Annotated in this window: 21 protein-coding genes; all 21 read right to left on the reverse strand. The window is 42.2% G+C overall.

Features of this window, described 5'->3' with window-relative positions; genetic code table 11:
- Positions 1–5 precede the first annotated feature (5 nt).
- The 21 genes from HXT51_RS03500 to HXT51_RS03600 all read right to left on the reverse strand — a co-directional run bounded on the left by HXT51_RS03500 (position 6) and on the right by HXT51_RS03600 (position 26,958).
- Positions 6–1,430 (reverse strand): FHA domain-containing protein, encoded by a 1,425-nt coding sequence (locus tag HXT51_RS03500; RefSeq protein WP_421776196.1) that lies wholly within the window; start codon positions 1,428–1,430, stop codon positions 6–8.
- A 209-nt stretch (positions 1,431–1,639) separates the two neighbouring features.
- Positions 1,640–1,834 carry a 50S ribosomal protein L28 gene (gene rpmB, locus HXT51_RS03505; RefSeq protein WP_012913853.1) on the reverse strand — a complete coding sequence of 65 codons (195 nt, stop codon included), beginning with the start codon at positions 1,832–1,834 and terminating at the stop codon, positions 1,640–1,642.
- A 245-nt stretch (positions 1,835–2,079) separates the two neighbouring features.
- Positions 2,080–4,863, reverse strand: coding sequence for a type 2 isopentenyl-diphosphate Delta-isomerase (gene fni / locus HXT51_RS03510; RefSeq protein ID WP_421776197.1), 2,784 nt, complete (start codon positions 4,861–4,863; stop codon positions 2,080–2,082).
- Positions 4,864–5,043: 180 nt separating this feature from the next.
- The gene (gene mvaD / locus HXT51_RS03515; RefSeq protein ID WP_421776198.1) at positions 5,044–6,156 is read right to left on the reverse strand and encodes a diphosphomevalonate decarboxylase; all 1,113 of its coding nucleotides are present in this window, start codon (positions 6,154–6,156) and stop codon (positions 5,044–5,046) included.
- The gene (gene mvk, locus HXT51_RS03520) at positions 6,144–7,418 is read right to left on the reverse strand and encodes a mevalonate kinase (protein ID WP_421776199.1); all 1,275 of its coding nucleotides are present in this window, start codon (positions 7,416–7,418) and stop codon (positions 6,144–6,146) included. Before mvk ends, mvaD begins: the two co-directional genes overlap by 13 nt.
- Positions 7,419–7,780: 362 nt before the next feature.
- Positions 7,781–8,161, reverse strand: coding sequence for a 50S ribosomal protein L7/L12 (gene rplL / locus HXT51_RS03525; protein ID WP_103084540.1), 381 nt, complete (start codon positions 8,159–8,161; stop codon positions 7,781–7,783).
- 94 nt (positions 8,162–8,255) lie between these two features.
- A complete protein-coding gene (rplJ, locus tag HXT51_RS03530; protein ID WP_415692295.1) occupies positions 8,256–8,777 on the reverse strand; it encodes a 50S ribosomal protein L10 in 522 nt (173 codons plus the stop codon).
- 393 nt (positions 8,778–9,170) lie between these two features.
- Positions 9,171–10,577: an NCS2 family permease gene (locus HXT51_RS03535; RefSeq protein WP_103084538.1), complete on the reverse strand. Its 1,407-nt coding sequence runs from the start codon at positions 10,575–10,577 to the stop codon at positions 9,171–9,173.
- Between the two features lie 253 nt (positions 10,578–10,830).
- On the reverse strand, positions 10,831–11,610 hold the full coding sequence (gene pstB, locus HXT51_RS03540) for a phosphate ABC transporter ATP-binding protein PstB (protein ID WP_415692297.1): 780 nt from the start codon (positions 11,608–11,610) through the stop codon (positions 10,831–10,833).
- An 89-nt stretch (positions 11,611–11,699) separates the two neighbouring features.
- Positions 11,700–12,734 (reverse strand): phosphate ABC transporter permease PstA, encoded by a 1,035-nt coding sequence (gene pstA / locus HXT51_RS03545; RefSeq protein ID WP_421776812.1) that lies wholly within the window; start codon positions 12,732–12,734, stop codon positions 11,700–11,702.
- 49 nt (positions 12,735–12,783) lie between these two features.
- Positions 12,784–13,692, reverse strand: a complete 909-nt coding sequence (gene pstC / locus HXT51_RS03550; protein ID WP_421776813.1) for a phosphate ABC transporter permease subunit PstC — start codon at positions 13,690–13,692, stop codon at positions 12,784–12,786.
- 142 nt (positions 13,693–13,834) lie between these two features.
- Positions 13,835–15,118 carry a phosphate ABC transporter substrate-binding protein PstS gene (gene pstS, locus HXT51_RS03555; RefSeq protein WP_415692299.1) on the reverse strand — a complete coding sequence of 428 codons (1,284 nt, stop codon included), beginning with the start codon at positions 15,116–15,118 and terminating at the stop codon, positions 13,835–13,837.
- Positions 15,119–15,324: 206 nt separating this feature from the next.
- Complete coding sequence (gene mtnN / locus HXT51_RS03560) at positions 15,325–16,050, reverse strand: 5'-methylthioadenosine/S-adenosylhomocysteine nucleosidase (RefSeq protein ID WP_103084535.1); 726 nt, start codon at positions 16,048–16,050, stop codon at positions 15,325–15,327.
- The gene (locus HXT51_RS03565; protein WP_415692301.1) at positions 16,043–16,558 is read right to left on the reverse strand and encodes a hypothetical protein; all 516 of its coding nucleotides are present in this window, start codon (positions 16,556–16,558) and stop codon (positions 16,043–16,045) included. Before HXT51_RS03565 ends, mtnN begins: the two co-directional genes overlap by 8 nt.
- Positions 16,559–16,663: 105 nt before the next feature.
- Complete coding sequence (locus tag HXT51_RS03570) at positions 16,664–17,845, reverse strand: 3-deoxy-7-phosphoheptulonate synthase (RefSeq protein WP_421776200.1); 1,182 nt, start codon at positions 17,843–17,845, stop codon at positions 16,664–16,666.
- A 475-nt stretch (positions 17,846–18,320) separates the two neighbouring features.
- Positions 18,321–19,655 (reverse strand): C1 family peptidase, encoded by a 1,335-nt coding sequence (locus tag HXT51_RS03575; RefSeq protein ID WP_421776201.1) that lies wholly within the window; start codon positions 19,653–19,655, stop codon positions 18,321–18,323.
- An 84-nt stretch (positions 19,656–19,739) separates the two neighbouring features.
- On the reverse strand, positions 19,740–21,209 hold the full coding sequence (locus HXT51_RS03580; RefSeq protein ID WP_421776202.1) for a cell division protein: 1,470 nt from the start codon (positions 21,207–21,209) through the stop codon (positions 19,740–19,742).
- Between the two features lie 164 nt (positions 21,210–21,373).
- On the reverse strand, positions 21,374–22,045 hold the full coding sequence (locus tag HXT51_RS03585; protein WP_415705592.1) for a pyroglutamyl-peptidase I: 672 nt from the start codon (positions 22,043–22,045) through the stop codon (positions 21,374–21,376).
- Positions 22,046–22,057: 12 nt separating this feature from the next.
- Positions 22,058–23,023 (reverse strand): polyphenol oxidase family protein, encoded by a 966-nt coding sequence (locus tag HXT51_RS03590; RefSeq protein ID WP_421776203.1) that lies wholly within the window; start codon positions 23,021–23,023, stop codon positions 22,058–22,060.
- Between the two features lie 14 nt (positions 23,024–23,037).
- Positions 23,038–23,901 carry an aldo/keto reductase gene (locus HXT51_RS03595; protein WP_180978571.1) on the reverse strand — a complete coding sequence of 288 codons (864 nt, stop codon included), beginning with the start codon at positions 23,899–23,901 and terminating at the stop codon, positions 23,038–23,040.
- 255 nt (positions 23,902–24,156) lie between these two features.
- Positions 24,157–26,958, reverse strand: a complete 2,802-nt coding sequence (locus HXT51_RS03600) for a polyribonucleotide nucleotidyltransferase (protein ID WP_421776204.1) — start codon at positions 26,956–26,958, stop codon at positions 24,157–24,159.
- Positions 26,959–26,967 lie beyond the last annotated feature (9 nt).

Here is a 26,967-nt window from a genome sequence, read left to right on the forward strand (position 1 = left end):
ATCACTCACTTCCCCATTGTTTTACGATAAGCGTCGTATCCGCTGTTTCTTGCCAATGCTTCATCTACGTCAGAATTTGACTGAGCTGCAAGCCATGCGTATAAGTCGTCATAAAGGCCAGTATTCATAGCCAAATATGGCAGCAACTCAGGGTACTTTGCCATTTCAAATTGTTCCGAAAAATCTGCTGTTTGCTTAGCTTCATCAGACGTATATCCGCCAGCTTCAATCACTTCATGATGAGAATCAAATTCACCTTGTGAAACTTTTTCAAACACAGATCCAGGCTCGAAAGCTGGAGTATATTCTTCTGAAAAAGTAGAGCTAGCAAGCATGGAAGAAGCTATATTTTCTGCATTATTAACTTCTGCATTATTAACTTCTGCATTGTTAGCTTCCGCATTATTAGCTTCCGCAGAGTTATCTTCTACAGAGCTATTTCTATTTTCAACAGGACTAGTTTCAACAGGATTAGTTTCAGCAGGATTGTTTTCTACAGGATTGCTTTCTGTAGACTTAGCCTCTGCGAACTCGTTTTCTACAGATTCAAAGATATCTTGCTCGCGAATATCATGCTGTTCACCGTCGCGTTTCACAGATTGTTCCATGGACTGTTCCATAGACTGATTTAACAACTGCTCAACATCATTTTCATGCTCATTTGGATTATCATCCGTTTGAGCACTATTATTAAGATTGCTAGAATCTTCAGGATTCTGCTCTTGACTGTCTTTATTACTATCTTTATTACCATCCGCTTGAGCATCATCAAAAAGATTTCTAGGCTCCGCCTTTTCTTCTTCGCGAACTACAGGAAGATCTACCCCAGCTGACGAAATATCATCTATTACACTATTTTTTTCAGGATTCAAAGAAACAGAATCATTATTCCATTTAAGTTCAGGAACAGAAACAGATTGAGCATGGAATATTCCAGTTGGCTCTCCAGCTCGCAAATCAAGTATTTGATCAACTGACAAATCAGAAGCATCCGGCTCTTTAGGAGCGCTATCAGTCGCATATGAGAAAAGATCGCGAACAGGATCGTTATCAGAATCTTCTGATTCTTCAACGTGCACAAAATCTACAGGAACATCGCCGAATTGCATTCGCATAATTGTATCTGGAAGCTGAAAATCAACATCCGGATCCAAACGAAGTAAATTCCCATTATCTCCAACTAAATAAGTGCCATTTGTCGAGTGAAGATCACGAATAGTAGCAACACCACGCTTATTAACAATAAGTAGCGCGTGACGCTTAGACATAGAGCGCTTATTATCAACAATATCTATTCGAACAAACCCATCATCGCGTAACGGTCGAATAGGCTTACGTCCAATCTCCACTGTTTGGCCAGCTCCTACGCGAGCCTGCTCTACACCACCTACAGTAATCATCCAGCGTTGTACAGTTTGTTGATCGGCCACGCTACATGCTCCCTTCAAAAAACACACTACCTTCTATTGTGTCATGCTTTATGTATATTGAGCGGTTTTATGAAAAAAATAGTGAATCCGTGACAAATTTGTAACAGATTTATAAGAAATAATAACAGATTTATAACGGTTTTACGCGTAAAAACAATAAAAAAGAGCCCTGAACAAACGCTCAGGGCATCTTACATTCTTTACGCGATTCACGCCTCAACGCGCTGAACCTTACCAGCCTTAATGCATTTCACGCACACGCGAAGACGAACATTTTCGCCATCGATAGTGGTGCGAACTGGCTGAAGATTCGGGCGGAAGGTGCGCTTATTGCGGATATGCGAATGTGACACAGTGAAACCGGTCTGCGGTCCCTTGCCACATACTGCGCAACGAGCTGCCATGATGAACTCCCTAATTCTAGACTTGCAAGTCCTGCGTCGTTCAATCACACAAATACGCATAAACAGATAAGCGTGTCTGAACGCACAACTAAACAAGTATACCACTTGCAAAGACAATCTTATTATCTGCTGATTTATCTACCGATTAATCTACAGATTTATCTATCGTTTTATTCACAAATCTGGCCGCTAATCCTGCTACCAATCAGTCACAAATCAGATATCAATCAGCTATCAATCAGATATCAGTCCAAATTAAAACTATTAGCTTTAAATTGCGCAGATTTACCAGTAAGAACAAATCTTGACTTAGATTGTATGTCTTGCACTTTTTCAACTCCAAGCAAAGCCATAATTCTACGAATTTGTTCCGTCCAATCGCAAATTTGCTGAACTAACACTTCTTCACCACTATGCATAAGAGTATGCAAGAACTCTCCAGCAACTCCAACAGCTTGAGCTCCTAATGCAATAGCGCGAACAACATCAAGAGGAGTACGCACACCACCACTGGCAAAAACAGTCATATTTTTATTGGCACAATTAGGTTCACGCATAACTTCAATCAATGATTCAACTGTCGTAAGACCCCAAGATGCTAAATAATCGTACTCATTGCCATCCCTACGAGCGTTCTCAATTGTAACGAAGTTGGTTCCACCACGGCCGCCAACATCTATAGCTCTCACTCCCAAATCGTACAATCTATGCGCATCGAAAGCAGTCATACCGCATCCTGTTTCTTTAACTATCATCGGTATGTTCGCTTTTTGGCAAGCAATCGAAATCTCCTCAATGCTGCTCATCCAATTGCTAAAATCACGATCGCCCTCTGGCATAACAAGCTCTTGAGCAACGTTAAGATGCACTTGTAAAGCATTAGCATTAATCATTTCAACAGCACGCATAGCATTATCTGCAGATGTGCCAGCGCTGACATTGGCTAATACAAATCCCTTAGGATTTTCTTTACGAATCACGCTAAAAGTATCAATAAGAGAAGAATCGCGAAGAGCAGCGCTCAAAGACCCAGATGCCATTGGCATATTAGTTTTAGCAGCAACTCTTGCTAGAGCGGCGTTTACAGCTTTAGATTCCTTACTTCCGCCAGTCATCGCATTAATATACAAAGGCATTGACCAAGAACAGCCTAATGGATTAACGCTAGTATCAATATTTTCTAGAGATAAATCTGGTAAAGAATTAGGCATGAAACTTATATCGTCAAATCCTGCTTCAGAATGAGGCTTATATTGCTTATCCGCAAGAGTTAAATGCATATTTTTGCGGCTTGAAGTAATTTGCGACTCTAAATCCTTAATAGCGTTTTCCAAAGTATTATAAGGCTTTTTAACTTTATTATTAGACGAAATATTATTAGACGAAGCTGAACTGCTGAAATTATTGGAGCTCAATTCATTTTCGCTATTCTCGCTATTCCCGCTATTTTCACTAGAAGCAATAGAAGCACTAGACTCACTAGAACCATTAGAATCGCATAGTTTCGCATTACGCTCTGCAAAAGCTTCTGCAGTAACTGGATCTGAATTATGAGGCAAACAAATATCGTCAAAATCCATATGCCCATAATCAGAATATTTCTTTTTATAAGCTACGATATAAGGCTCTAGCTTTTCGCTATATTTGTAATTTAAAACTATATTTTCAGATGATTTGCCTGTTCCGTTAATTTTCGCAACTTTAAGATTTAAAGGCTTAATTCCATCTAACTTCCAGGTCTCTTTAATATGAGAAATACGCTCTTTAGAATACGAGTCTATTAATGCGATTCCACAATCACCGCCGCCTGCACCGCTTGTTTTAGCAGCAGCTCCAACAGATTTTGCATCTTCAATCAACTTTGTAAGAGATGGTGTTTCAATAACAGTTTGAGTTAATTCACCCATATCTTTTAAAAGCTGACGATTGCATTCAAAACCGCTCGCTATGCTTATAAAATCGCATTCTTCAAGTACTTTTGCAAGCCTTTGAACACAAGCTTCACTTAATAGGCAGAAGTCTTCGTATGTAAATAATTGTTGCTTAATATTATTTGATTTAACGCTATTAACTAACGCTGCACTTGAAGCAGGAGTACCAGTCCAACCCACTAATAGATTCACGCAAGGATTTATATCTAAACGTTTAACTTCGAGTCTAGGCCATTTCTTACGAACAAGCTTATGCAAATCGGAATCTCCGGAATTAACCAGCTCGATTTCTGCTTTAAGCCAATCGCGATTATAAGCGCGATACGTAATCCAACCGCCGTAAACGCTAGCAGCTATATCTCCACCGCTACCTGAGCCTTTGACGTATGCGGATGCTATTAACGCCAATTTGCAAATATCCGGAGTTGAAAGATCCAGCCCATACCATTCGCATAAAGCACGAACAACAGCTACTGTAACTGCAGCAGAAGAACCTAATCCATATTTTCTTCCAGAACGCACATCATCTAAATCGCTAGAAATTCGCACATTGTAGACTTTATTTAAAGGCTCTTTGTACTTTTCTAAAGCGAATTTATCTACGATACTCATTGCAGAAAGTACATAAGAATACGACTTTGCATACTCATTGTTTTCTACAAGAATATCTTTGCCATTTACAGAACGGCTCCAATATAAAGTCTTATATTTTGAGGATTCAATGGATTCTGAATTCGAAGAAGTATCACGAGTACTGTCAGATTCCCCAGCACTGGCAGATTCACAAGTACTATCATATTTTTTAGCAGACTCAGATTCCACAGCACGCTCAGCTTTTTCAGCGCTATAAGACAAAATCGATCCATATACTTTGCAGAAATCTAATTTATCAAAATCTTTTGCGCTTAAATCTGATTCTTCAAAATCTCTGCTTGAATAAGTCTTACCTTTGCTATCAATTATTCGCAAATCATCGTTATCTATTGTTACAGTCACATAACGATTAACAGCAACAACAATTGCAGAAGAACCATCCACAACTGCATATTCACCAGCAACGTAAAGCTTCCCCGGAGCCATAGCTTGCACTTTACTCATGATATCCCCAGACGTTTCGTTTATATCTACAATGTTGTTACGTACATTTCCACTGTATACGAATACTACTCGCACGAAATACTATTCTTATGGAATACTACTACGATAAATCCACTAACGATACCAACCAACGCACCAGCACTAGCACCACCGGCGTTACTATGCAGCCATTTACCGCCGTTATTTGCTAGTTGAAACGCTTACAGAATCCCCAGGCAAAGCAATCATAATTCGAATAGCTTCACGAGAAGAATCTTCGCTAGAAGAATACTTTTCAGAAGAACGCATCCTTGAATCGCCTAAATCTTGTGAAATACGCGAGCGCAATTCATCCGCAACTTTTTGAGCCTGACTTTTAACAGTTAAAACTTTTACATTAGGACCGGCATCCATAGTAGCCCAAGCTGGAAGTCCTTCAGATCGCAAAGATTTTACGATATCCAGTACTTTATAGCTTTCTTCAGTAAGATAATTAATCGCAGGCACAGCATTATGCATTGTTTCATGCATTCCAGCGAAATTACTTTCTACTATGCTTCCCAAGGCTTCTATATCACTATTTTTTATAGCACAAATAGCATTTTGGAAATCTTTTTCTGATTGATTAACCCATGGCATATATGTAGGAGAAGTTTCTACTGTTCTACGCATTGCTTCACGACTGGAAATTGGCTTGCTACCAGGATTTAGCACTATTGCAATCATTGCTAATTCAAGATTTTCAGGCATATCTATTGGCTCAGCATACGAGGATTCATCGTCTTCTCCAGCATGCCAAACAACTAGTCCGCCAAAAATCGATCTGCACGCTGATCCTGAGCCTCTTCTAGCAAGACGAGACAGTTCGCGAGCGCTTAAATCTAGCCCAGCAGCGTATGCTCCAGCGGCAGTTAAAGCTGCAAATCCAGATGCACTTGATGCTAAGCCTGCTGCAGTAGGAACACTATTATGCGAATCTACGCATGCTTTCGTAGATATTCCTGCACGCTTACGTATAAGATCCAGCGTAGAAACTATGCGATTGCGAACTTTATTAGATTCATCACTAGCAAGTTTTACTCCATCTAAAGAAACACAGTCTTCAGATAAATCCTCATCAAAACTAACTCGTGTTTTAGTACCCCAATCCGCAAGAGTTAGAGATAGCGAAGAAGTGTATGGAATAATCAGATTCTCGTCTCGTTTTCCCCAATATTTAATTAGAGCGATATTAACATTCGCGCGCGCTTCTGCACAGCGAGATTGCATATTATCGTCATAAATTATTGATGGCTGAACATTTACGATTTGCATACACACTCGCTTTCACTATCATATTCGCTGTCGCTTTTGTTAACGCTTTCACTATATCCTTCACTATCGCTTGTGCCGTATCTTTCGCTGTCGCTTTCTCCGCAAATTCTATTGCAGATTTTATTATCGCGTTCATTAGCATCAGCATCAATATCTACAATCCAAGTTTGCTTAGCTCCAGCAGATTTAAAAGCTTCACTGACTTTACGCGCGCAATCTTCAGAATCAGCGAGTGCTATAACGCATCCACCGCCGCCACCGCCTGTTAACTTTGCGCCTAAAGCTCCATTGTTATAAGCAGCATTCACTAAATCATCTAACAGCGGCGTGCTAATTCCAAGCTCTGCTAATATTTTGTGAGCTCGAAGCATCCTAGCTCCCATATCTTTACTACGACCTTGAGCTAAGTCATCTTCTGCACTCAATGCGATATCGCCTAATTCTTTTAACAAAGCATTAACGAAATCTGGATTTTCTTCACGCTTTTTTCGCAAAGCTTCAACAGTTACTCTCGTCATACCTTTGCAACCAGAATCAGCAAGTACAATCCACGCTCGCATATCTATATTCATGTAGCTAAACGAACCGTCACCATACTTAACTGGTGCAAGCGATGAAGTTGCAACAGCATCTAGTCCAGAAGATCTACCGTGGGCGACTAATTCAGCTTGCTGAGTTAAAGAGAATAATTTCGATTTATCTGCTTCAACACCGTAATAGTCTAAAATCGCACGAATAACGGCTCCAGCAGCAGCTGCAGACGATCCCAATCCTCTTTCCGGAGGGAAGTCAGATTCCGTAAGAACATATAAAGGCTTACCATCCCATCCCACGAAATCTAAAGCGGCGTGAATAGCGGTTCTTATAGAAGCTAGCCTTTTAGGTACATCGCGCAAAAGTCCAGTAAAATCAAGCGCACATAGTACAACACTATCGTCAATATTTTGACTATCTGCATTCTGATTATCTGCATTATTAGTATTTGCATTCTGATTATCTAAAGAAACTTCATTAGAAGAATCAAAGGCAGAATTTTCTAAGCTATTTTTAAATGGACAAGAATCTGTAACAGTCGCGTTTATACAAAGATTGCGCAAAGGCAATGCAACAGCAGGATATCCATATACAACTGAATGTTCTCCAAAAAGGATTACTTTTGCACAAGTTTTTCCATGGCCAAGGCGAGTATGCGCAGAAGATGAGTTTTCACTCCCACCCGTTGAAAACGTGTGACAAGTGATTGTTTCACAAGTGCATTTCACCGTATAAGCCTCCCTTTTAGGAATAATCACAAATGATTATAAAATACCACAAGCGACTATAAATGACTGTTCCAATGTAGTATCCAAAAAATCAAAAAACTACGATAACACGAATACACTTACAACACATTCACATAATACATTTAGAAATAGTGTTTAAAGCAAATAATGTCTTAACTAAATAATCAAATTAAGGGTTAATTCCCAACAAGCTAATTAGTAATGCGCCAATCCCCAACAAGCTAATTCACAACACATAAATTCACAAAAAAAGCGAAAGCAACAAAAAGTCACTTTCGCTTTGTAAAGCATTCAGATATTACTGCATTAAGCAGATAATACTATCGGAATATGCAATAGAACTACTTAAGTTCTACAGTAGCACCAGCTTCTTCGAGAGCAGCCTTAGCCTTGTCAGCATCTTCCTTCTTAGCCTTCTCGAGAACGGCCTTTGGAGCACCGTCAACGAGAGCCTTAGCTTCAGCCAAACCGAGGTTGGTCAAAGCACGAACAGCCTTGATGACTGCAATCTTCTTATCGCCAACAGAAGCGAGGACGACATCGAACTCGTCCTTCTCTTCTTCAGCAGCACCGGCAGCAGCTGGAGCAGCAGCAACAGCGGCAACAGGAGCAGCAGCTTCAACGTCAAACTTCTCTTCGAATGCCTTGACGAACTCAGAGAGCTCAACGAGGGTCATTTCACCGAAAGCTTCAAGAAGCTCTTCATTACTGAGCTTAGCCATAATGGCTTCCTTTCTTACTTGGCCGGGCACACTTTGTGCCTTACGCCATCAAATTTTTATTAATATTTGGCTCATGCAGCAAGCTGCAAGGGTATCAAGCGGCCTTTTCCTGCTTCTCGCGCAAAGCGTCGATAGTACGCACAGCCTTTGTTGGCAAAGCGTTGAACAGGTAAGCGGCCTTGGACATAGTGCCCTTGAGCGCGCCGGCCATTTCGGAAAGCAATTCTGGGCGAGACTTGAGGTCTGCCAACTGCTTTGCACCTTCGGCATCGTAAACGGTTCCATCTGCGAAACCGCCCTTAACGACGAGGGCTTTATTCTCTTTGGCAAAATCACGCAAGGTCTTAGCAGCCTCAATGAAATCACCCTTTACGAAGGTGATTGCAGTTGGGCCAGCGAGAAGCTCGTCAAGACCTTCAATGCCCGCTTCCTTAGCAGCAATACGAGCAAGCGTGTTCTTAGCCACAGAGTAGGAAGTATCGCGGCCTAGCTTTTCGCGCAGAGCAGAAATCTGCGGAACTGTAAGCCCGCGGTACTCGGTGAGGTAGATAGCATCTGCATTACGGAATAATCCGGTAAGCTCAGCAACTACCGCTTCCTTTTCGGGCCTCTTCATGGCGTTCCTTCCTAAATTGGCCGTCAGTTCGAAAGAAACACATCAAGCTTAATCTAAACAGAGCAACAAAAAAGCCCTGCGCACTGGCAGAGCAACATAAGAAACACTAAAGCGTGCTTAAATTTTCGATTTACAATAAATACTTTGCAAATCATTGCTCAACCTGTGCTGGCCTGACGCATCAATTTCAGGAATTTTTCAATTCCACCAACGGTCTGTGGTTTACGTTGGGATAGTTTAATATGCATCTAAGACAATGTCAATAATATTTGCAGTAAATCTAAGAATAAATTTAGAAAAATAAAGACAGAAATAAAAACAGAAATAGAAATGGAAACAAAAAGAGGGTATGTAATTTACACACCCTCTAATTTTTAAGATTCTATTCTTAAATTATTTCTCAAGCACAGCAAGTGCAACAAAGTTAAGAATGAACAAAGCTGAAACAATCCAAAGCATTGGATGAACTTCTTTAGCACGCTTTGTAAACACCTTAACCAAGCAGTACATGATGAATCCAGCAGCAATACCATAAGAAATGTTGTAGGAGAACGCCATGAACACTGCAGCGAAGAATGCTGGAATTGCTTCAGTAATATCATCCCAAGCAATTTCCTTCAAAGAGCTTGCCATCATGCAGCCGACAACCACAAGCACACCGGCAGTTGCAGCAGCAGGTACAGCGGAAATGACTGGAGCAAATAGTATAGAAAGCGCGAAGCAAATAGACACAACTACAGAAGTTAAACCAGTACGACCACCAGCACCAATACCTGCAGCAGACTCTACGTAAGTGGTGGTGTTAGAAGTACCGAAAATAGCACCAACGGAAGTTGCGATAGAATCAGCAAACAAAGCACGATCCATCTTGGAGCTAAATCCAGAGCCGTTTTCAAGAGCCTTTTCATCCGCCTCAGAGAAGATACCAGTACGGCGACCAGTACCAATAAAGGTACCCAAAGTGTCGAAAGTATCAGACATTGAGAAAGCAAAGATTGTTATTAAAACAAGCGGAATACGAGCAGGATTTGAGAATAATGCTGGGAATCCCTGATCGCTAAATATTGCGCAGAAAGTAGTTGAAAGCTGGTTAAAAGATTCCACAATTGAATTTGAATTACTCATGTTAGTCAAACCCATTGGAATGCCAATTAACGAAGTCACAATAATAGTAATAAGTAAGCTTGCACGAACCTTAAGAACCGTAAGAACAATTGCTAAAACAAGACCTATTAAGAAAAGCCAAATAGCTGGATTATTCATAACAGAAAGTCCTGGAACTGCAGGTGCTGGCTTACCCTTAGCGGATAAAGCTGGATTTTTAGAAGCAAAAGTGATAAATCCAACGTGGTCGTTAACCATGCCAACGTAGGCCACGAATAAACCAATGCCACCGCCGATTGCGTGTTGTAACGAAGTCGGGATGGCACGAATAATCATTTTACGAATTTTAGTAACGGTAATAAGAATGTTAATTAAACCGCATAAGAACACCATAGACAGTGCTTCTTGCCAAGTAAATTTCAATCCGAAGCAAACTGTGTAAGTGAAGAATACATTAAGACCCATGCCAGCAGCCTGAGCGTAAGGCACGTTAGCAAACAAGCCCATAACAAGGGTACCAATGATTGCTGCAATAATTGTTGCTAAGAACACGCCACCAGAAGGCATATGAGTTTGGCTTAAAATCATTGGATTTACGATAATAATGTACGACATTGCGAAGAATGTAGTGAGACCTGCAGTGATCTCCGTTGGTACATTCGTGCCGTTTTCTTTGAGATGGAAGAACTTTTCCATATACTCTCTGTTCCTTGGTTTACAAGCGCAAAAGACCAGAAAAGCGCGGCGAAAGCACTTGAGCAATCGCGTACGCAATTACATTTGGGCATTCACGCAGAGGTTACTGCGACTCGTCGAATGAACGAAGGCATCACAAAATCTCACATAAAATTATGAAAATTGCGAAACCTTTGAACAACCGAACAGCTCTGACCTTACGCGCACGTGCTGACCAAGGAAATACACCGAAATCAAAAAAGTATATAACAAATCAGCCAAAACGACCGGAAATATAACGCTCAGCTTCAGCGTTGCGCGGATTGTTGAACATAGTAGTCGTGTCTGCAAAGTATTCCAAATGCCCTGGCTGACCTACGGCTTTCAAATTAAAGAATGCCGTGTAATCAGCAACACGCGCAGCCTGCTGCATATTATGAGTCACGATCACAATCGTGTAATCGTTTTTAAGCTCGTTAATCAAATCTTCTACAGCCAACGTAGAAATAGGATCAAGAGCAGAGCAAGGTTCATCCATAAGTAAAACTTGCGGATGCACAGCCACAGCTCTAGCAATGCAAAGTCGCTGCTGCTGACCGCCAGAAAGACCAATTCCAGGCTTATCTAAGCGATCCTTAACTTCATTCCACAAGTTCGCGCCTCGCAAAGCCCACTCAACTAAATCGTCAGCATCACTTTTAGCAATTTTGCGATTATTTAAGCGAACTCCAGCAAGCACATTTTCGCGAATAGACATTGTTGGGAAAGGATTTGGACGCTGGAAAACCATTCCAACATCGCGGCGAACTGCTACAGGATCCACATCTTTACCATATAAATCGCGGCCTTCAAGAAGCACTTGACCTTCTACGCGCGCTCCCGGCGTAATCTCGTGCATGCGGTCAAGAGTTCGCAAAACAGTTGATTTTCCGCATCCGGAAGGCCCAATAAAAGCCGTAACCTTATTTGGCTCAATATTAATATTCACGTCTTCTACAGCAAGAAAATCACCATAGTAAATATTCAGATGCTTCACATCAATGCGCTGACCCATTTTGCACTCACTTTCTAAAAATCTATTTCGCTTTATTCGCTCTATTTGCCTTATTCATTTTCATTCAGCTTCATTCAGTTTTATTCGCTTTATTTCGCCTTAACTGAAAACACTCGAGCCACAACCCTACCGATAATATTCAGCAAAAGAACAACAATAATCAAAGTCAAAGCTGCCGCCCACGCGCGTTCCATAGGTATTGAAGTAACACAAGAAGCAGGAGCATTAGCTGGGCAATTTGCTGAAAGTTTAGAATACTCCTGATAAACATAAACCGGCAAAGTCGTCATCTGCCCGTCAAAAAGATTGAAATTAGTAGATGAAATAAAACCTGCAGCCATAAGCAAAGGAGCAGTTTCACCAATAACGCGAGCAACCGCTAAAATACATCCTGAAACAATTCCAGGCAGTGCGGTACGCAAAACAACTTTCGTAATCATGCGATGCTTAGTAACGCCCAAAGCTAAAGCTGCCTCACGCAAATCAGTCGGAACAATTTTTAGCATTTCTTGAGAAGATTTAACAACTGTTGGAATCATAAGAAGCGAAAGCGCCACAGATCCTTCAAAGCCATTAATCGTACCTGGGCCAGCGAGAAAAGCAAACATAGAAAAAGCAAACAAGCCCGCAACAATAGACGGAATACCACTCATTACGTCAACAAGCAAATTAATTATTCGAGCAATTTTGCTTCCGCGAGCATACTCAATCAAATAAACAGCACACATTAAGCCAATTGGTATAGAAATAAGCATTGCTCCAAAAGTAATTTCTAACGTTCCAATTATTGCATGCAAAATTCCGCCATAACCGCCTGTGCCAGTAGCATTACCACCGACAACGTAAGTCATGTTATGAGTTAAGAAATCTATATTAAATCTTTTAATTCCATGAATAATAGTCGTATAAAGCAATGAAAATAACGGGATTACTGCCACAATAAATGACAAGAAAATCAATACGCGCATCAAAAAATCTTTACGCTTTCGCGCGGCAATAGAAGATCTTGTAGGTCGGAATTTATCGAAATCTATAACTGGAGCTTTATCTTCAATATTAGATTTATTTTCAATCTTATACTTATCTTCCAATGATTCTTTATCCACATCAATATTATTATTCAAAAGATTATCGCTTAAAGAATCATTTTTACTTTGCTGAATACTACTCATATCAAGCACCAGCCTTTCCAGTAATCTTTCGCGCTATGAAATTCACAGCAAACGAAATAAGGAACAAAACAAGGCCGGTTCCAATCAAAGCACTTACACCTAAACCATTAGCTTCAGGATATTGTGCGGCAATATTAGCCGCAATAGTTTGATTTTGAGATGCTTGCAAAATATTAAAACCAAAAGTAAAACCAGGAGAAAGAATCATTAAAACTGCCATTGTTTCACCAAGAGCGCGACCAAGACCAAGCATAGACGCTGAAACAATACCAGATTTAGCAAACGGCAAAACAGCCAACTTTATCATTTCCCACTTTGTAGCTCCAAGCGCGAGCGCGCCCTCCTGTTGTAATCGCGGAGCTTGCTGGAAAATATCTCGAGCCATAGAAGTGATAATAGGAAGAATCATCACAGCCAAAACTAAGCTAACTGTTGCAGCACATCTGGAAGGATTTGCTACAGGGCCGGAAAATAGCGGAATCCAGCCAAAAATCTTAGAAACCCAATCCCAGAAAGGATACATTGCCGGGACTAAAACTAATCCACCCCACAAGCCGTAAATAACGGATGGGATTGCTGCTAATAAATCAACTACTCCACTTAAAAGCGGAACAATTTTCTTAGGTGCGTAATGCGATATAAATAAAGCGATACCGATTGCTACAAAGAATGCAAATAGAAGAGCAAGAGCAGACATTAGCACAGTTCCAAAAACTAAAGGAGCTACATAGCTTACAAAATCGTGCGCTTTGCCGGCAGTAAAATCTGCATAAACGGCTGACAATTGCGCGCGATCGCCTACAATTAATGGCCATGCGCAAAAAAGTAGAAATACTGCTACCGCTGCTAATATTAATAAAATTAACATTCCACAAGCGCAGGCAATATACTTGAAAATATTGTCTGCTATATGCCCGCTCCGATGATTATAAGAATTTTGATCATCTGGAGTTGTTTTTGCATTCTTTGTAGAACTCACCCATACTCCTTTATGCTGATATGTTCATAATATCAATTTTTAAAGCAATTCATAAAGCAATTCATAAAGCTTTTTACTTTCCGGTTTTAATTGCTTGAATTGATGTGCTAATTTTGCTTACCAAATTTTGCGGAAGTGGAGCAGTTCCAGCAGCAGAGGAAGCTGCATTCTGACCATCACTACTAGTTACATAGCTAAGCCAAGACTTCACAAACTTAGCAGTTCCAGAATCCTTATAAACCTGGCAAGCAATATCGTAAGAAACTAACACAATCGGATATGCATCTTTTAATTGCGTAAGATGATTTACTTTCACAACAACGCGATGTTGATATTTAGTAGCCGCATCAACATCGATTTGTGAATCAGATAAAGTGTTTGAAGCCGCTTCTGGAGAAATATCAATATAAGAATTATTAACTTTTACCGCAATTGTTCCAAGCTTGCCAACCTGCGAAAAATCAGCATAACCAATCGAACCATTTGCCATGCGAACAGTTGACACAACACCTGAAGTACCTTTCGCACCTTGACCAACATTATTTGGCCAGTTTTCAGAAAGATTATGCTTCCAATCATCTGGAGCCGCATCCTTCACATAGCTTAAGAAGTTCTGCGTTGTGCCAGACTTATCAGAACGGTGAACAACCGTAATTGGAGTGCTAGGAAGTTTTAACTTAGGATTTTGCTGCTTAATAGCGTCATCATCCCAGCTTGTAATCTTGCCGTCGAAAATTTTAGCAATCGTCGAAGCGTCCAAATTAATATGCTTTCCAGCGTCAGAAACACCTTTTAGATTAAAAATAATCGCAATTGGAGAAACATACACAGGCACATCGAAAGCCGAGGTGCCATTAGCGCAAACCGACTTAGACTTTTCAACCTCGTCGTCACTAAGAGGCTTGTCTGAACCAGCCCAGGCAGTTGCACCCGTCATAAAAGTAGTAACTCCAGCTCCAGAGCCGGTTGGGTTGTATGCTATTTTCGCACCAGGATTTTTAGATTGGAATCCTGCAATCCACGCTTCTACTGCAACCTGCTGAGATGAAGCGCCAGATCCTTGGAAATTGCCGGAAATTTTGGCACCGGAACCTGTAGAAACTGTATTTCCTGCAGGAATATTGTCTCCGCAAGCAGCACAAGTTGCGCATAAACCGAATGTGAGCGCGGCCGCTGCAATAGCACGGAACTTAATTGAGATTTTATTTGTATTTAGTTTTGTTGTAATTAGTTTTGTTGTAATTACCTTGGTTGTATTTGCCTTGGTTGCATTCAATTTATTCATATTTAATTTGTTCATATAGTTACGCATATTCTTCTTTCCTTTCGCGAAGAACTGCCTTGCGCCCCACCACACTTTCGCATTCTTATAGCCGTATTGCGAATCGGGCGCATTCTCTTAATTAATCCCTATCTTTTTTTTATTAACGCAACCATCATAAATAGGTGGGTTAAACCGCACCGGCAAAAATAAAATGGGTACCAAAAATGGCGGTATTTGGCGCTACTTATTGCGCTATTTGCGTAAACGTAGGGTGGCGACCACATCAGCGTGTCGAAATGTCACAAATTGCGGATTATATTTACAGTAATTTTTGCAGCAGTATCCGCGTATTCGGAAATATCGAAAGTCTTAAATGTTTCGTATTGAGTATCCGCGTTATCACTCATTGCGCGCACAATAAGCGCAGGAACATCGTTACGTGCAGCAACATGCAAGACTGCTGCGCCTTCCATTTCCACAGCATCCGCTTGAGTAGCTGCAATTACTTCTGCTACTTTTTCTGGAGAATCAACGAAATAGCCGCCGGACGCGATTGTTCCTGAAATATGCGTAATTTTCATGTCAGTTAATACATTGCTAGCTACTTTAAGCAAGTAATCATCCGAATGAAATTCGCTTGCAAACGGCTTCCATTGACCGATTAAACGCATATCAGTATCGAGATATTTTACAGTTTTTCCAAGAACGACATCGTTCATATGCAAATTTTTATTAAGATTTCCTGCAATACCCGAAAAGATTACGACTTGAGGGTTATATGTGTCAATAAGATACTGCACAGTTGCAGCAGCATTAACCAAGCCCATGCCACCAACCGTAGCCGCGACTTCGATTTTCCTACCATCTGCCGAGTCAAGAGTTCCACAAGACACATCAAGACTTGCAGCCTTCTTAAGACTTACATTTTCAAGCGCGCTAGAAATATGCGCAACTTCTTCCTCTAAAGCGCCAACAACAGCAACTTTAGTAATATCAACTTTCGTAATTTTCTCATTATCAGACATCAACAGAATCATCCTTTTTTACTTCGCTACTTATGCATTTGCTATTACGATTAAACAAAAACGCGCATACTAAAGTCATAATAACAAAAGTTAAAGTCGCAATATTCAGCGATGCGCCGCACGTAAAATCAAACCAAGGATTCACAACAGGAACATTGAGAAACGCAATAATTTGATCCTGCAAAGCAAAAAAAGCGAAAGATCCAGCTATAATCAACACACAAACTAAAGTGCCAACAATGCGACGCCATCCGTTAGCAAAAACAAGCAAAGCAATTCCAGTTACAAACGGTATAAAAACGCTAAACCACAAAGCAGAAAACGTAACAAGCGTATACCCAGCACTATGCGTGCCACGATACCATGCAAAAGCAAGCAAAATAACACCAGTTGCAATCAAAGAGAACAATACATAACGCACAATCGGTAGCGCTTTACACGCAAAACCTTCATTCGCTTTATCTGCTTTATTTGCTTTATTCGCTTTATTAAAGTCTTTGTTATACATTTCAACACACTCCCTTGTACGCAAAATATAGTGCAAAAATAGACGGCAAATACAGTAAAAATATAAGCCTAGCAGAAGTAAATTGAGATTATCTTACTACAATCTCTAATCTCTACGGCGTGTTGCAACAGATTTAGCTAAAGTTCTTAGCAAATCGGCAGTATCTTCCCAAGAAATACAACGATCAGTAATAGACTTGCCGTATTCAAGCTCGCTAAGAGGAGCAGGATCTTGATTACCACCCTGCAAGAAGCTCTCCATCATAACGCCCTTAATACCCTGCTCGCCAGCAGTCAAACGATCCGCAATCTCGCGCACAACCTCAATCTGGCGACGCTCATCCTTGCCAGAATTACCATGCGAGCAATCCACAACCACGCCATGCGAAGCCATGCAACCAGTACCCAAACGTAAACGAATTGAAGCCACAGCAGACGCAACCGAAGCAGCATCATAATTCGGTCCCTTACTAGAACCGCGCAAAACCACGTGGCAATCCGGGTTACCAAGAGTCTGCACAGCACAAGCGCGACCAAGATGATCAATACCAAAGAACGTATGATGCTGGCTCGCAGCCAAGCAGCCATTCACAGCAGCAGAAACAGAACCATCTGTAGCATTCTTAAAACCAACCGGCATAGAAAGACCACTAGCAAGCTGACGATGAATCTGAGACTCAGTATTACGCGCACCAATCGCACCCCAACTCACAGCATCCGCAATAAACTGAGGACTAGTCGGCTCCAAAAACTCAGTAGCAGCAGCCAAACCAGCATCCAAAACACCAAGCAAAGTCTTACGCGCAAGCAACAAACCCTTATGAATATCATGCGTTCCGTCAATATCCGGGTCGTTAATCAAACCCTTCCATCCAAGAGCTGTACGCGGTTTTTCAAAATACACTCGCATAACAATAAGAAGCTCATCTTCGAGCTCTGAGCGCAACTTAGCCAAACGATTCGCATAATCAAGAGCAGCCTTAGGGTCATGCACAGAACACGGGCCAACAATAACAAGAAGGCGATCGTCGTCGCCATTCAAACAGCCGCGAATCTCATCACGCGACTCAGCAACAATATCCTGCGCATACGGCGACAACGGCAACTCACCAAGCACCTGAGCAGGAGTTGGAAGCGGCTCAAGCTCAAGCACGCGGCGGTTAATAATGCGATCCACACCAACCTGATCCTCCCAGCGCTGGAATTTCGCAGAATTAAGCGGATTTTGACCGTTTTCAACAGCTTTTTTAACCACGCTTGAAGCACACTGTTCAGCTGTAGATTCCATTTGTCACCATCCTATAAAACAAAACTCGCACCGCCGCGCTTGCGTTGGAAGTCTAACCACACCTAGTGTGGTCGGCGCGCGTTTTTAGAACGCGCACCGCCGAACTCGCGCAGAGAGTCCACCGGACTCTCTGCAATAGCGAGTTCGGAGCTTTGGAGTAACGCGAAGCGCATTATGCAGCTTCGCGTTAGTCATCTGCATTCGCGCGGTCTAAGCGCGCGAATGCCCTCGCCGCAGCAGAAGCACACTGTGCTTCTGCACTAAGCGGCTCGGCGCTTTGAGGTAGGCTAATTTCCTAGTGAAATTAGCCTAGGCCAAAGCGCACACGAAAAGCCAACCACACCTGATGTGGTCGGTGTTCTCGTCTTGAAATAAAGACGAGAACACCGCCGCGCTCGCGTTGGAAGTCCACTGGACTTCCAACTCTAAGCAAGCGCGGCGCTTTGGAGTAGCTTAAGCGCCCAATGCGCTTAAGCTAAGCCAAAGCGCCCATTGGATCCCACGCCGGTAATACAATTGCTGGTTCTTCTAGTGCTTTGCGATATTCCTCTGGAAGCAAATTCTTCGGAACTGCAACTTCATACACGTATTCAGTGAACCAATCGTCACTCATCGTAAAGTAACCCTTGTCAGCAATGTCCGCTCCCCAAGAGTTCTCCACGCGCCAACGACGAGTAGTAGTTCCATCATCAGCAACATCCACACCAGCAAAAGCCATAGCGTGATTCATCGCCGAATCAGCAAAACGTACGCGCTGCTCCTTATTCAAGTCAAAATCAACGCCATAAACGCGATCATACTCGAACAAATCAGTAGCCCAAGCGCCATTATCGCGATCCATCATAGGATGGCAATCAGCACCGAACCAAACAGGAATGCCCTGCTCAACAAGAACCTTACGCACGCAATCCTTCATAAACTGGTTTGGCACGTTCAAATATTCCGTGGCATCTCCGCCAGCAACATTACCCAAGTGCTCAATAGCAATCTTCTTGCCCTTAGGATGCTCAGCGCGAGGATCATCTACCAAGCAAACATAATCCTCTAAGCCAGCAGTAACGTACTTCTTCCAAAACTCAACTGGCGTAACCTCACCGTCACGATGGAATTTTCCGTCTTCGTCCGTCCACTCCCAATCGAAGCTTTTTGGAGGCTCGCCCAAATGAATAGTTAAAATCCTATGACCTGCAGCCATAGTTTCAGAAACAATATCATCAATATCAGCAGCATTAGCATACATATGAGCAACAGCTGTATGCAAAAGCTTTTTAAGCTGAGTATTCATATCACCAGTGTCTTTAGAAGACTCAGTTTCTGGATACAAATCCTTTGGAACAGCACCATACTTCTTATAGACGTTCATAGCCATAGTCCACTGGCCGCCGTCACCCATAACATCACTAAGCAAATGCTGAACTAAACGAGAATCAGAAGGCTCGCCAGAACGAACAAGATCAGCAACATCCTTTAAGAAGTAGTTGATTCGCTCAAGCTTGTCATAATACATGGCATAATTCTGAGAAAACTCAAAATCCTTAACTTTCAAAGCTTTTTTAGCCACGAATCGAGCAACATTCAATGAGCTAAACAACCAGCATCTGCCAGAATGATCCTGATGCCTTGCGTCACCATTGTCTACAATCGTTGAAAAACGGCGCTGCAGTAAACGCGCACGATCATAATTCTTAGCAACCTTATCAATACCGGCCGCAGTCACACCATTCATAGCCAAACGATTCAAAGGATTTGCATCAAAATCATCTCGCAAACCTTGCAATGCCTCTGTAGTTAAAGCAGAAATCTCAGCCACTTTTCAACCTTTCTAATTTCCTATATTTGTAAATTCACTACAATTCTTAATTCTTACAATCTTATATATTTCAATAACCTAGCGTCACGATTCTTCAGATTCAGCAAGAGCATCTTGAATTTCACGCTGAGCCTCGCGCTGAACACGTTTAGAATCATCATTTTGGCTATCATCAGAGTTATCAGATATAGCAGACACATTATTATCGCTAGCATCAGCACCGCTGAGATTATCAATATCTGACTCATCCACATCATCATTTAAATCAGAAGACATACTATTGGAACCCTGCTGCTTATCATCACCAAAATCAAATCCTGCAAATGCGTTTGTAAAAAGCGAACGCAATTCAGTAACGCGCTGAGTAATAGTTGCTTCTCTATGCTGCAACTGATTCAACCTAGCAGTCATACCATCTAATTCTTGCTGAGCTGCAGCCCTACGCTCTTCAACCTGCTCAGTAGCTTCTTTCATAGCTTTTCTAACAATTTGAGCAGCTTGCTCATCAGCTGATTTATGCGTTTGAGCAGCATAATCATCCGCATCTTGATGAATTCCCTTTGCACGAGCAATCAGCGCTTCAGCTTCCTCCTGAGAAGCCTTTTCACGATCCTTCAAACCAGCAAGCAAAGCGTCAACTTTCTTAGTCGCATCTTCCTGTTGCTGAGCAATATCCGCACGAATCTGCTCAACTTCCGCACTCACCTGACTTAAAGTCTTAGTGCGCTCAACTTGTGCAGCATCAGCAATCTCTTGAGCCTTAGCGCTAGCAGCATCAGTAATTTCGCCTGCCTTACGCTGTGCTTCTGCCATCATTTTCGAAGCACGCTCGCGCATATCAGCCAACTTTTTATTCGCATCAGCCAAAGCTGTTTCAATCTGATCGTTCGTTTCAGCTTTAGCATGAGCAATCTCATCATTAGCCGTAGAACGCTGCTCAGCTATTGCTTTAGAAGCTTCCGCCTTCATATCAGCAATATTTCGCTCCTGCTGAGCTAATTCAGACGCCATCTTCTTATTGTGTTCTTCTCTAGCATTATTTAATTCCAATGTAGTTGAATCACGCAAAGCCTTAACATCACGTTGAGCTGAAGAACGAAGTCGATCTGAATCTTCTTGCGCAGCATTCATCATTTGCTCAGACTGTTTACTTGCATTCGAAAGCATTGTATCAGCCTTAGTTTGCGCTTCCTGCAACAAATGTTCAGCATCCAACTTTGCATTATTAAGCAAAGTTCCAGCTTGAGCACGAGCAGTTTTTTTAATCGAAGCAGCATCTTGTTTAGCGCGCTCTAATAATTGAGCGCTAGTTTGCTCTGCAGAAGCAAGTAACTGTTGAGCATTAGCACCTAAAGACGCAAAAGTAGTACCACTTTTAGCTCGTTTTACGTTATTTTTTTCTTCTTGCAATTGAGCTTGAAGCTGCAAAATAGATTCATCACTAGAACGTACTTGTTCTCGTAAACGCGCTACAGTACGCTCATAGTTTGCTATAGCTTTATTTACTTCTTCTTTGTCGTATCCTCTTAATCCGACTGAGAATCGATCCACCATGGCGTTCCTTTCACCAACAGCATACAAAGCAGACAATCTGCATGCGAATACCAGCATTAACGCTATCACTTACGCAAGCAAAACACTCGGGTGTTGCGCACGTTTTTGCGAAGCTCACACAATAAATAAATACAAAATATAAAAATAGGATATAAGAATAAAATCTACTCAAATAAAATATCCGAAGATGAAGGCTTAAGATAGTACTTCACAGCTTCACTTACAATATCTTGACCAGCTTTAATTTGCATATCCAAAGGCAAACCATGACGAGCATCATGAGATTCAACAACAGGCGGAAAACTCACAAAACCAGCCAATAATCGCCTATCCGTTTTACCAGCAGACCAATGTAATAATCTGTAAAAAAGCGAATTGCAAACATATGTTCCAGCATCTGAGCTTAAAGTTGAAGCAATACCTTCATGCGCAAAATCATTTAAAATCATACGCAATGGCAAACGAGTCCAATAAGCCGCAGGACCATCCTCTACAATAGGCATTCGCTGAGGTCTACGATTATCAACATCAGGCTTTTTAGCATCCATCATATTCGTAGCACAACGCTCTAGTTGCACTCCACGAGCAGCATGCTTAACACCAGTCGATATTACTATATTCGCATTTTCACGTTCGACTATTTCTAATAGTTCTGGCCAAGAATTAGCAAAACTAATAGGTAGCATTACGGATGTGACTTTAATAGTTGTGTCTTTTGGTAAAGAAAACTGATCGCTTTGCATAAGTGACAGCGCGCGTGGAACTTCATAAGAAGGATTTATGTCAAGATCTGAATATGGACCAAACCCTGAGATAACTATGTTGATTTGATGCATAACAATATCTTTCTACTTGTCCTTGATTATAAGAGCAAGCAATCTTCCTTCATGCGATTTTCCAGCCAAACTAGCACGGCGATGAGAATACCAGAGTGGATTTTCCAAAGTACAAAGAGGATTATGCAAATCCTGCAAGCGTGCAGCTAAGGACTCGCCTTCACCATCTACTTCGCAAATCGTGCGCAATTCCTCATCTTCAGATAAATATTGCGTTGCAGCTGTAACTCGCGGCAAAGCATCAACAATATTCGCTACTCCTGCGAGCGCTAAATCAATGCGAGCAGCTTCAGCAATATCAATACCGATTCCACCGAAACGCGTTTGTGTTACAGTTTGTGGATAACGTTTTTCAAAATCGCGAGCAATACTCTCACCAACTTCGTAGCAATCTCCACAAATACATGGGCCGAGCACTGCTGTTATGCGAGAACGCTCAGCTCCCTTTTCGCACATTGCTTCGATGGCAGAATCAAGCACGCCAGCCATCAATCCTTTTCGCCCACAATGCGCTGCAGCGATTACTCCAGCTTCGTCGTCCGCAAGTAAAACTGGCAAACAATCAGCAGCAAACATGCCCAAAGCGAGAGAGCACGCAGTTGAAACTTGCGCATCTGCTTCAATTCTAAATTGCGAATCCGCAAAACCTGTTGCATCAAAGCCGTAAGAAGTATTCCATGAATCTACTACACTATCTGCGTCAAATACTTCTCTGCCATGAACTTGAGCAACAAGCGACAAATCGGCTTGCAAAGCTTTTTTTAAAGATGCGCGATTGCTCGCTACAGCTTCTGCATTATCTCCTGCGCGACCACCTAAATTAAGTGAAGCAAATAATCCTTCAGAAATCCCACCCAATCTAGTAGTAAAAACTGCACGAGTGCGAGTTCCTAACGCCACCGGAATAGTCACAGGAATTGGTGCACCATCCTCATCTTCGTGAGGCAATGGCATACCAGTTACGCTTGTTTCTTGCATTTTATTGTTTTCTTTCAGCCTAAATAAGCCAATTCTTCATTGCTTAATTGCAAATCGGAAGCTTTCAAACTATCTAAAATTGTAGCCGGTCTGTGAGCTCCAGGAATTACGAATATGTGATCGCCTTTAGCTAGCTCCCAAGCCAAAACTACTTGCTGATAGCTTACGCCATGATTTTCTGCAACTTTGCGGAATGGATCAAAAAGATGCTCGTCATAAGGATGACGGAATCCACCAAGAGGACTCCAGCAAACAAAAGCAATTCCGAGCTTTTCGCAATATTGCAAGGTATCTTCATTCTCTAAATGAACTGGAGAATATTGATTTTGTACTGCTACTAACTTTTCTCCTAAAATATTGCGAGCAATATCAATCTGCTCTACAGAAGCGTTAGAAATACCGATTTCTCGAGACACACCTTCGTCAAGCAACTGTTGCATTGCTTCAATAGACTCATTGTATGGAACTTCTGGATCTGGCCTGTGGAAGTAAAGCAAGTCAATAGTGTCAACACCTAAAGCCATTGCAGACTCTTTGGCATGCGCAATCAAATGCTCTGGCTTGCCATCTTTACCCCATGTTGGTCGTCCGTCAGTAAAGTTACGGAAGTGACCGACTTTAGTAGCAACCAGAATAGAAGATTTGTCGCCTTTCCAGCTTTCTAAAGCCTCACGAACAAGCTTTTCGCCAGTTTGTTCCTCGCCACCAGAGCAGTAATATGCCCAAGCTGTGTCAATATGCGTACAACCTGCATCAAGAGCCGCGTGAATTGTTTCAATTCCCATATCATGGCCAAGATTATTTTCTATTGTTAACGGCATTTCGCCAAAACCAATAGCAGTTGTATCAAACGAACCTAATGCGCGATGCATAACCATATTTCACCCCTACGCTGGTAGTATAAACTTTTCCTGTTTTTATATATGCTTTCATACTAGTTCATTGCAGAGATTGCATAATATATGCTTCATGCGCATCTCGCTAATTAGAATGACTAATATGTTAATTAGGCTTTGCTAATTGATGTTTATGAGAAATGCCCCCAAATGCAAACGCAGTTTGAAGGCATTTCTACAAATATTCATTTTTAGTTAGTATCTAGCAATAATTTTGCTTTAATACTATTTGCGCGATTAATTCTCCTCGAATGGATCAAAATCGCGGCGCACACGGCGACGAGGACGTTCTGCACGTTCATCACGAGCTGAACGATATTCATCATAGTGATCATCATCTGCTGCATAACGTGGATTTCGATCAGATGCGCGACGATTTTCTGAATCGCGACGGCTACCGCGGTCATCACGGTCATCACGCGATTCACGAGATTCACGTACGTCACGATCATCACGATTATCATATCGAGCATCGCGATCATCGCGAATACGGCGACGAGGACGATCGTCAAAATCACTGTCATTGTAGCGGTCGTCGCGATCTGCACGATCTGCACGACGGTCATCACGACGATCATCACGACGGCTACCGCGGTCATCATAACGACTATCGCGATCAGCATAACGGTCGTCGCGATTCACACGATCTCGATCATCGCGGTCGTCACGCATGCGGCGACGAGGACGATCAGCGTGATCATTGCGGTCTGAACGATCGTGATTGTCTCGATCATCACGACGTGAACGAGCACGATAATCACCGCGATCATTGCTATCGCGATCATCATGGGAGTTACGAGTACGATTTTCCCTGCCTGCAGGAGCTGAAGATTCTTGATCTTCAAAACCTGGAATAGCCAAAGAAATCTTTCCGCGCTCATCTACGCTTTGCACGATAACTTCAACATTATCGCCTTCCTTCAGCACGTCTTCAACAGTGTCAATACGCTCACCATTTGCTAAATTGCGAATCTGCGAAATATGAAGCAAACCGTCAGTTCCTGGAGTCAAGTTTACGAAAGCGCCAAAGCTTGTAGTCTTAACAACTTTACCAGTGAAAGTTTCACCAGCCTTTGGTACGCGAGGATTTGCAATAGAGTCGATGATTTCCTTCGCCTTCTCTGCAGCTTCGCCACCTTCAGAAGAAATGTAAACAGTACCGTCATCTTCAATAGCAATTTCAGCACCAGTTTCTTCCTGAATTTGGTTAATCATCTTGCCCTTAGGACCAATAACTTCACCAATCTTATCTACAGGAATTGTGGTTGTGATAATGCGTGGAGCAAATGGGCTCATCTCAGCTGGGCAATCAATGCACTCGTTAATAACTTCAAGAATCGTTGAACGAGCTTCGTGAGCCTGCTGCAAAGCGGCAGCCAAAATATCAGCTGGAATACCATCAAGCTTAGTATCAAGCTGCAAAGCAGTGATGAACTCGGAGGTACCGGCAACCTTGAAGTCCATATCACCGAAAGCATCTTCTGCACCGAGAATATCGGTCAAAGTCTTGAAGATATGCTTTCCATCAACATCGCCAGAAACCAAGCCCATAGCAATACCAGCAACAGGAGCCTTCAAAGGCACACCAGCTGCAAGCAAAGAAAGCGTAGAAGCGCAAACGGAACCCATAGAAGTTGAACCATTGGAACCAATAGCCTCAGACACCTGACGAATAGCGTATGGGAACTCTTCGCGACTTGGCAAAACTGGCACCAAAGCCTTTTCAGCTAAAGCACCGTGACCAATTTCACGACGCTTTGGAGAACCAACGCGACCAGTTTCACCAGTGGAATATGGAGGCATTTCGTAATTGTGCATATAACGCTTAGTTTGTGGACCAGAAAGTGCATCCACTTGCTGTTCCATCTTAAGCATATTCAAAGTAGTTACGCCCAAAATCTGAGTCTCGCCACGCTGGAAGAGCGCAGAGCCATGAACGCGAGGAACAATATCAACCTCGGCAGAAAGCGTACGAATATCGCGTAAACCGCGGCCATCAATACGATAATCTTCCGTTAAAATACGACGACGAACAATCTGGCGCTGTAACTCCTTGAAAGCGTTACCAAGCTCCTTTTCCTTCTCCTCATCGTCCATATCAGTAAACTCTTCTGCGATTGCAGCACGCACGCCTTCCTTAATTTCAGCAATGCGATCTTGACGAGGAAGCTTTTCAGCAATAGAAAGAGCCTCATTCAAATCAGCATGAGCAATCTCATCGATTCTGGCATAAAGTTCGTCAGTATACTCCGGGAACAGCTGGAATTCCTTGGTTTCTTTAGCTGCAATACGCTTCAACTCATTCTGAGCATCGCAAATAACCTTAATAAACGGCTTTGCAGCTTCCAAACCGCCAGCAACAACTTCCTCATCTGGCTTAGTTTGACCCTCATTGTAGATCAAATTCCAAGCATTCTTGCCAGCGCCAGCTTCAATCATTGCAATAGCAACATCGCCATTTTCAATAACACGACCAGCAACAACAATCTCAAATACTGCACGCTCGCGCTCACTCCAGCGTGGGAAAGCAACCCACTGACCATCAATCAAAGCCAAGCGAACGCCGGAAACTGGGCCTTCAAATGGCAAACCAGAAATCATAGTAGATGCAGATGCAGCATTCAAAGCAATAACATCGTATGCATCATCTGGATTAATTGCCAAAATTGTTTCAACAACTTGCACTTCATTACGCAAAGTGTGTGGGAACAATGGACGTAATGGGCGATCGATAATACGGCATGCTAATGTTGCTTCGTTAGAAGGACGGCCTTCACGACGGAAGAAAGATCCTGGAATCTTTCCAGCAGCATACATTTTTTCTTCCACATCAACAGTCAATGGGAAGAAGTCGTAATTTTCCTTTGGACTAGATCCTGCAGTCGTCGTAGACAAAATCATGGAATCATCATCCAAATATGCGGCAACAGCACCGTCCGCTTGCTGAGCGAGACGACCAGTTTCAAAGCGCATCGTACGCTTTCCAAATGAACCATTATCAATAACGGCTTCTACAGCCTTAATTTCGGGACCCTCCACGGGTTCCTC

The organism is Gardnerella sp. KA00255, assembly GCF_049244095.1.
Lineage (GTDB): Bacteria > Actinomycetota > Actinomycetes > Actinomycetales > Bifidobacteriaceae > Bifidobacterium > Bifidobacterium vaginale_F.

What these genes read in the sequence shown, in the direction of transcription:
- HXT51_RS03585 (WP_415705592.1), bottom strand. Translation starts at nt 22,045, where the DNA reads ATGCATCAAATCAACATAGTTATCTCAGGGTTTGGTCCATATTCAGAT.
- rplL (WP_103084540.1), bottom strand. Translation starts at nt 8,161, where the DNA reads ATGGCTAAGCTCAGTAATGAAGAGCTTCTTGAAGCTTTCGGTGAAATG.
- HXT51_RS03580 (WP_421776202.1), bottom strand. Translation starts at nt 21,209, where the DNA reads ATGGTGGATCGATTCTCAGTCGGATTAAGAGGATACGACAAAGAAGAA.
- rpmB (WP_012913853.1), bottom strand. Translation starts at nt 1,834, where the DNA reads ATGGCAGCTCGTTGCGCAGTATGTGGCAAGGGACCGCAGACCGGTTTC.
- pstB (WP_415692297.1), bottom strand. Translation starts at nt 11,610, where the DNA reads ATGGGTCAGCGCATTGATGTGAAGCATCTGAATATTTACTATGGTGAT.
- rplJ (WP_415692295.1), bottom strand. Translation starts at nt 8,777, where the DNA reads ATGAAGAGGCCCGAAAAGGAAGCGGTAGTTGCTGAGCTTACCGGATTA.
- HXT51_RS03570 (WP_421776200.1), bottom strand. Translation starts at nt 17,845, where the DNA reads ATGGAATCTACAGCTGAACAGTGTGCTTCAAGCGTGGTTAAAAAAGCT.
- HXT51_RS03590 (WP_421776203.1), bottom strand. Translation starts at nt 23,023, where the DNA reads ATGCAAGAAACAAGCGTAACTGGTATGCCATTGCCTCACGAAGATGAG.
- fni (WP_421776197.1), bottom strand. Translation starts at nt 4,863, where the DNA reads ATGAGTAAAGTGCAAGCTATGGCTCCGGGGAAGCTTTACGTTGCTGGT.
- mtnN (WP_103084535.1), bottom strand. Translation starts at nt 16,050, where the DNA reads ATGTCTGATAATGAGAAAATTACGAAAGTTGATATTACTAAAGTTGCT.
- mvaD (WP_421776198.1), bottom strand. Translation starts at nt 6,156, where the DNA reads ATGCAAATCGTAAATGTTCAGCCATCAATAATTTATGACGATAATATG.
- HXT51_RS03535 (WP_103084538.1), bottom strand. Translation starts at nt 10,577, where the DNA reads ATGGAAAAGTTCTTCCATCTCAAAGAAAACGGCACGAATGTACCAACG.
- HXT51_RS03565 (WP_415692301.1), bottom strand. Translation starts at nt 16,558, where the DNA reads ATGTATAACAAAGACTTTAATAAAGCGAATAAAGCAAATAAAGCAGAT.
- HXT51_RS03595 (WP_180978571.1), bottom strand. Translation starts at nt 23,901, where the DNA reads ATGGTTATGCATCGCGCATTAGGTTCGTTTGATACAACTGCTATTGGT.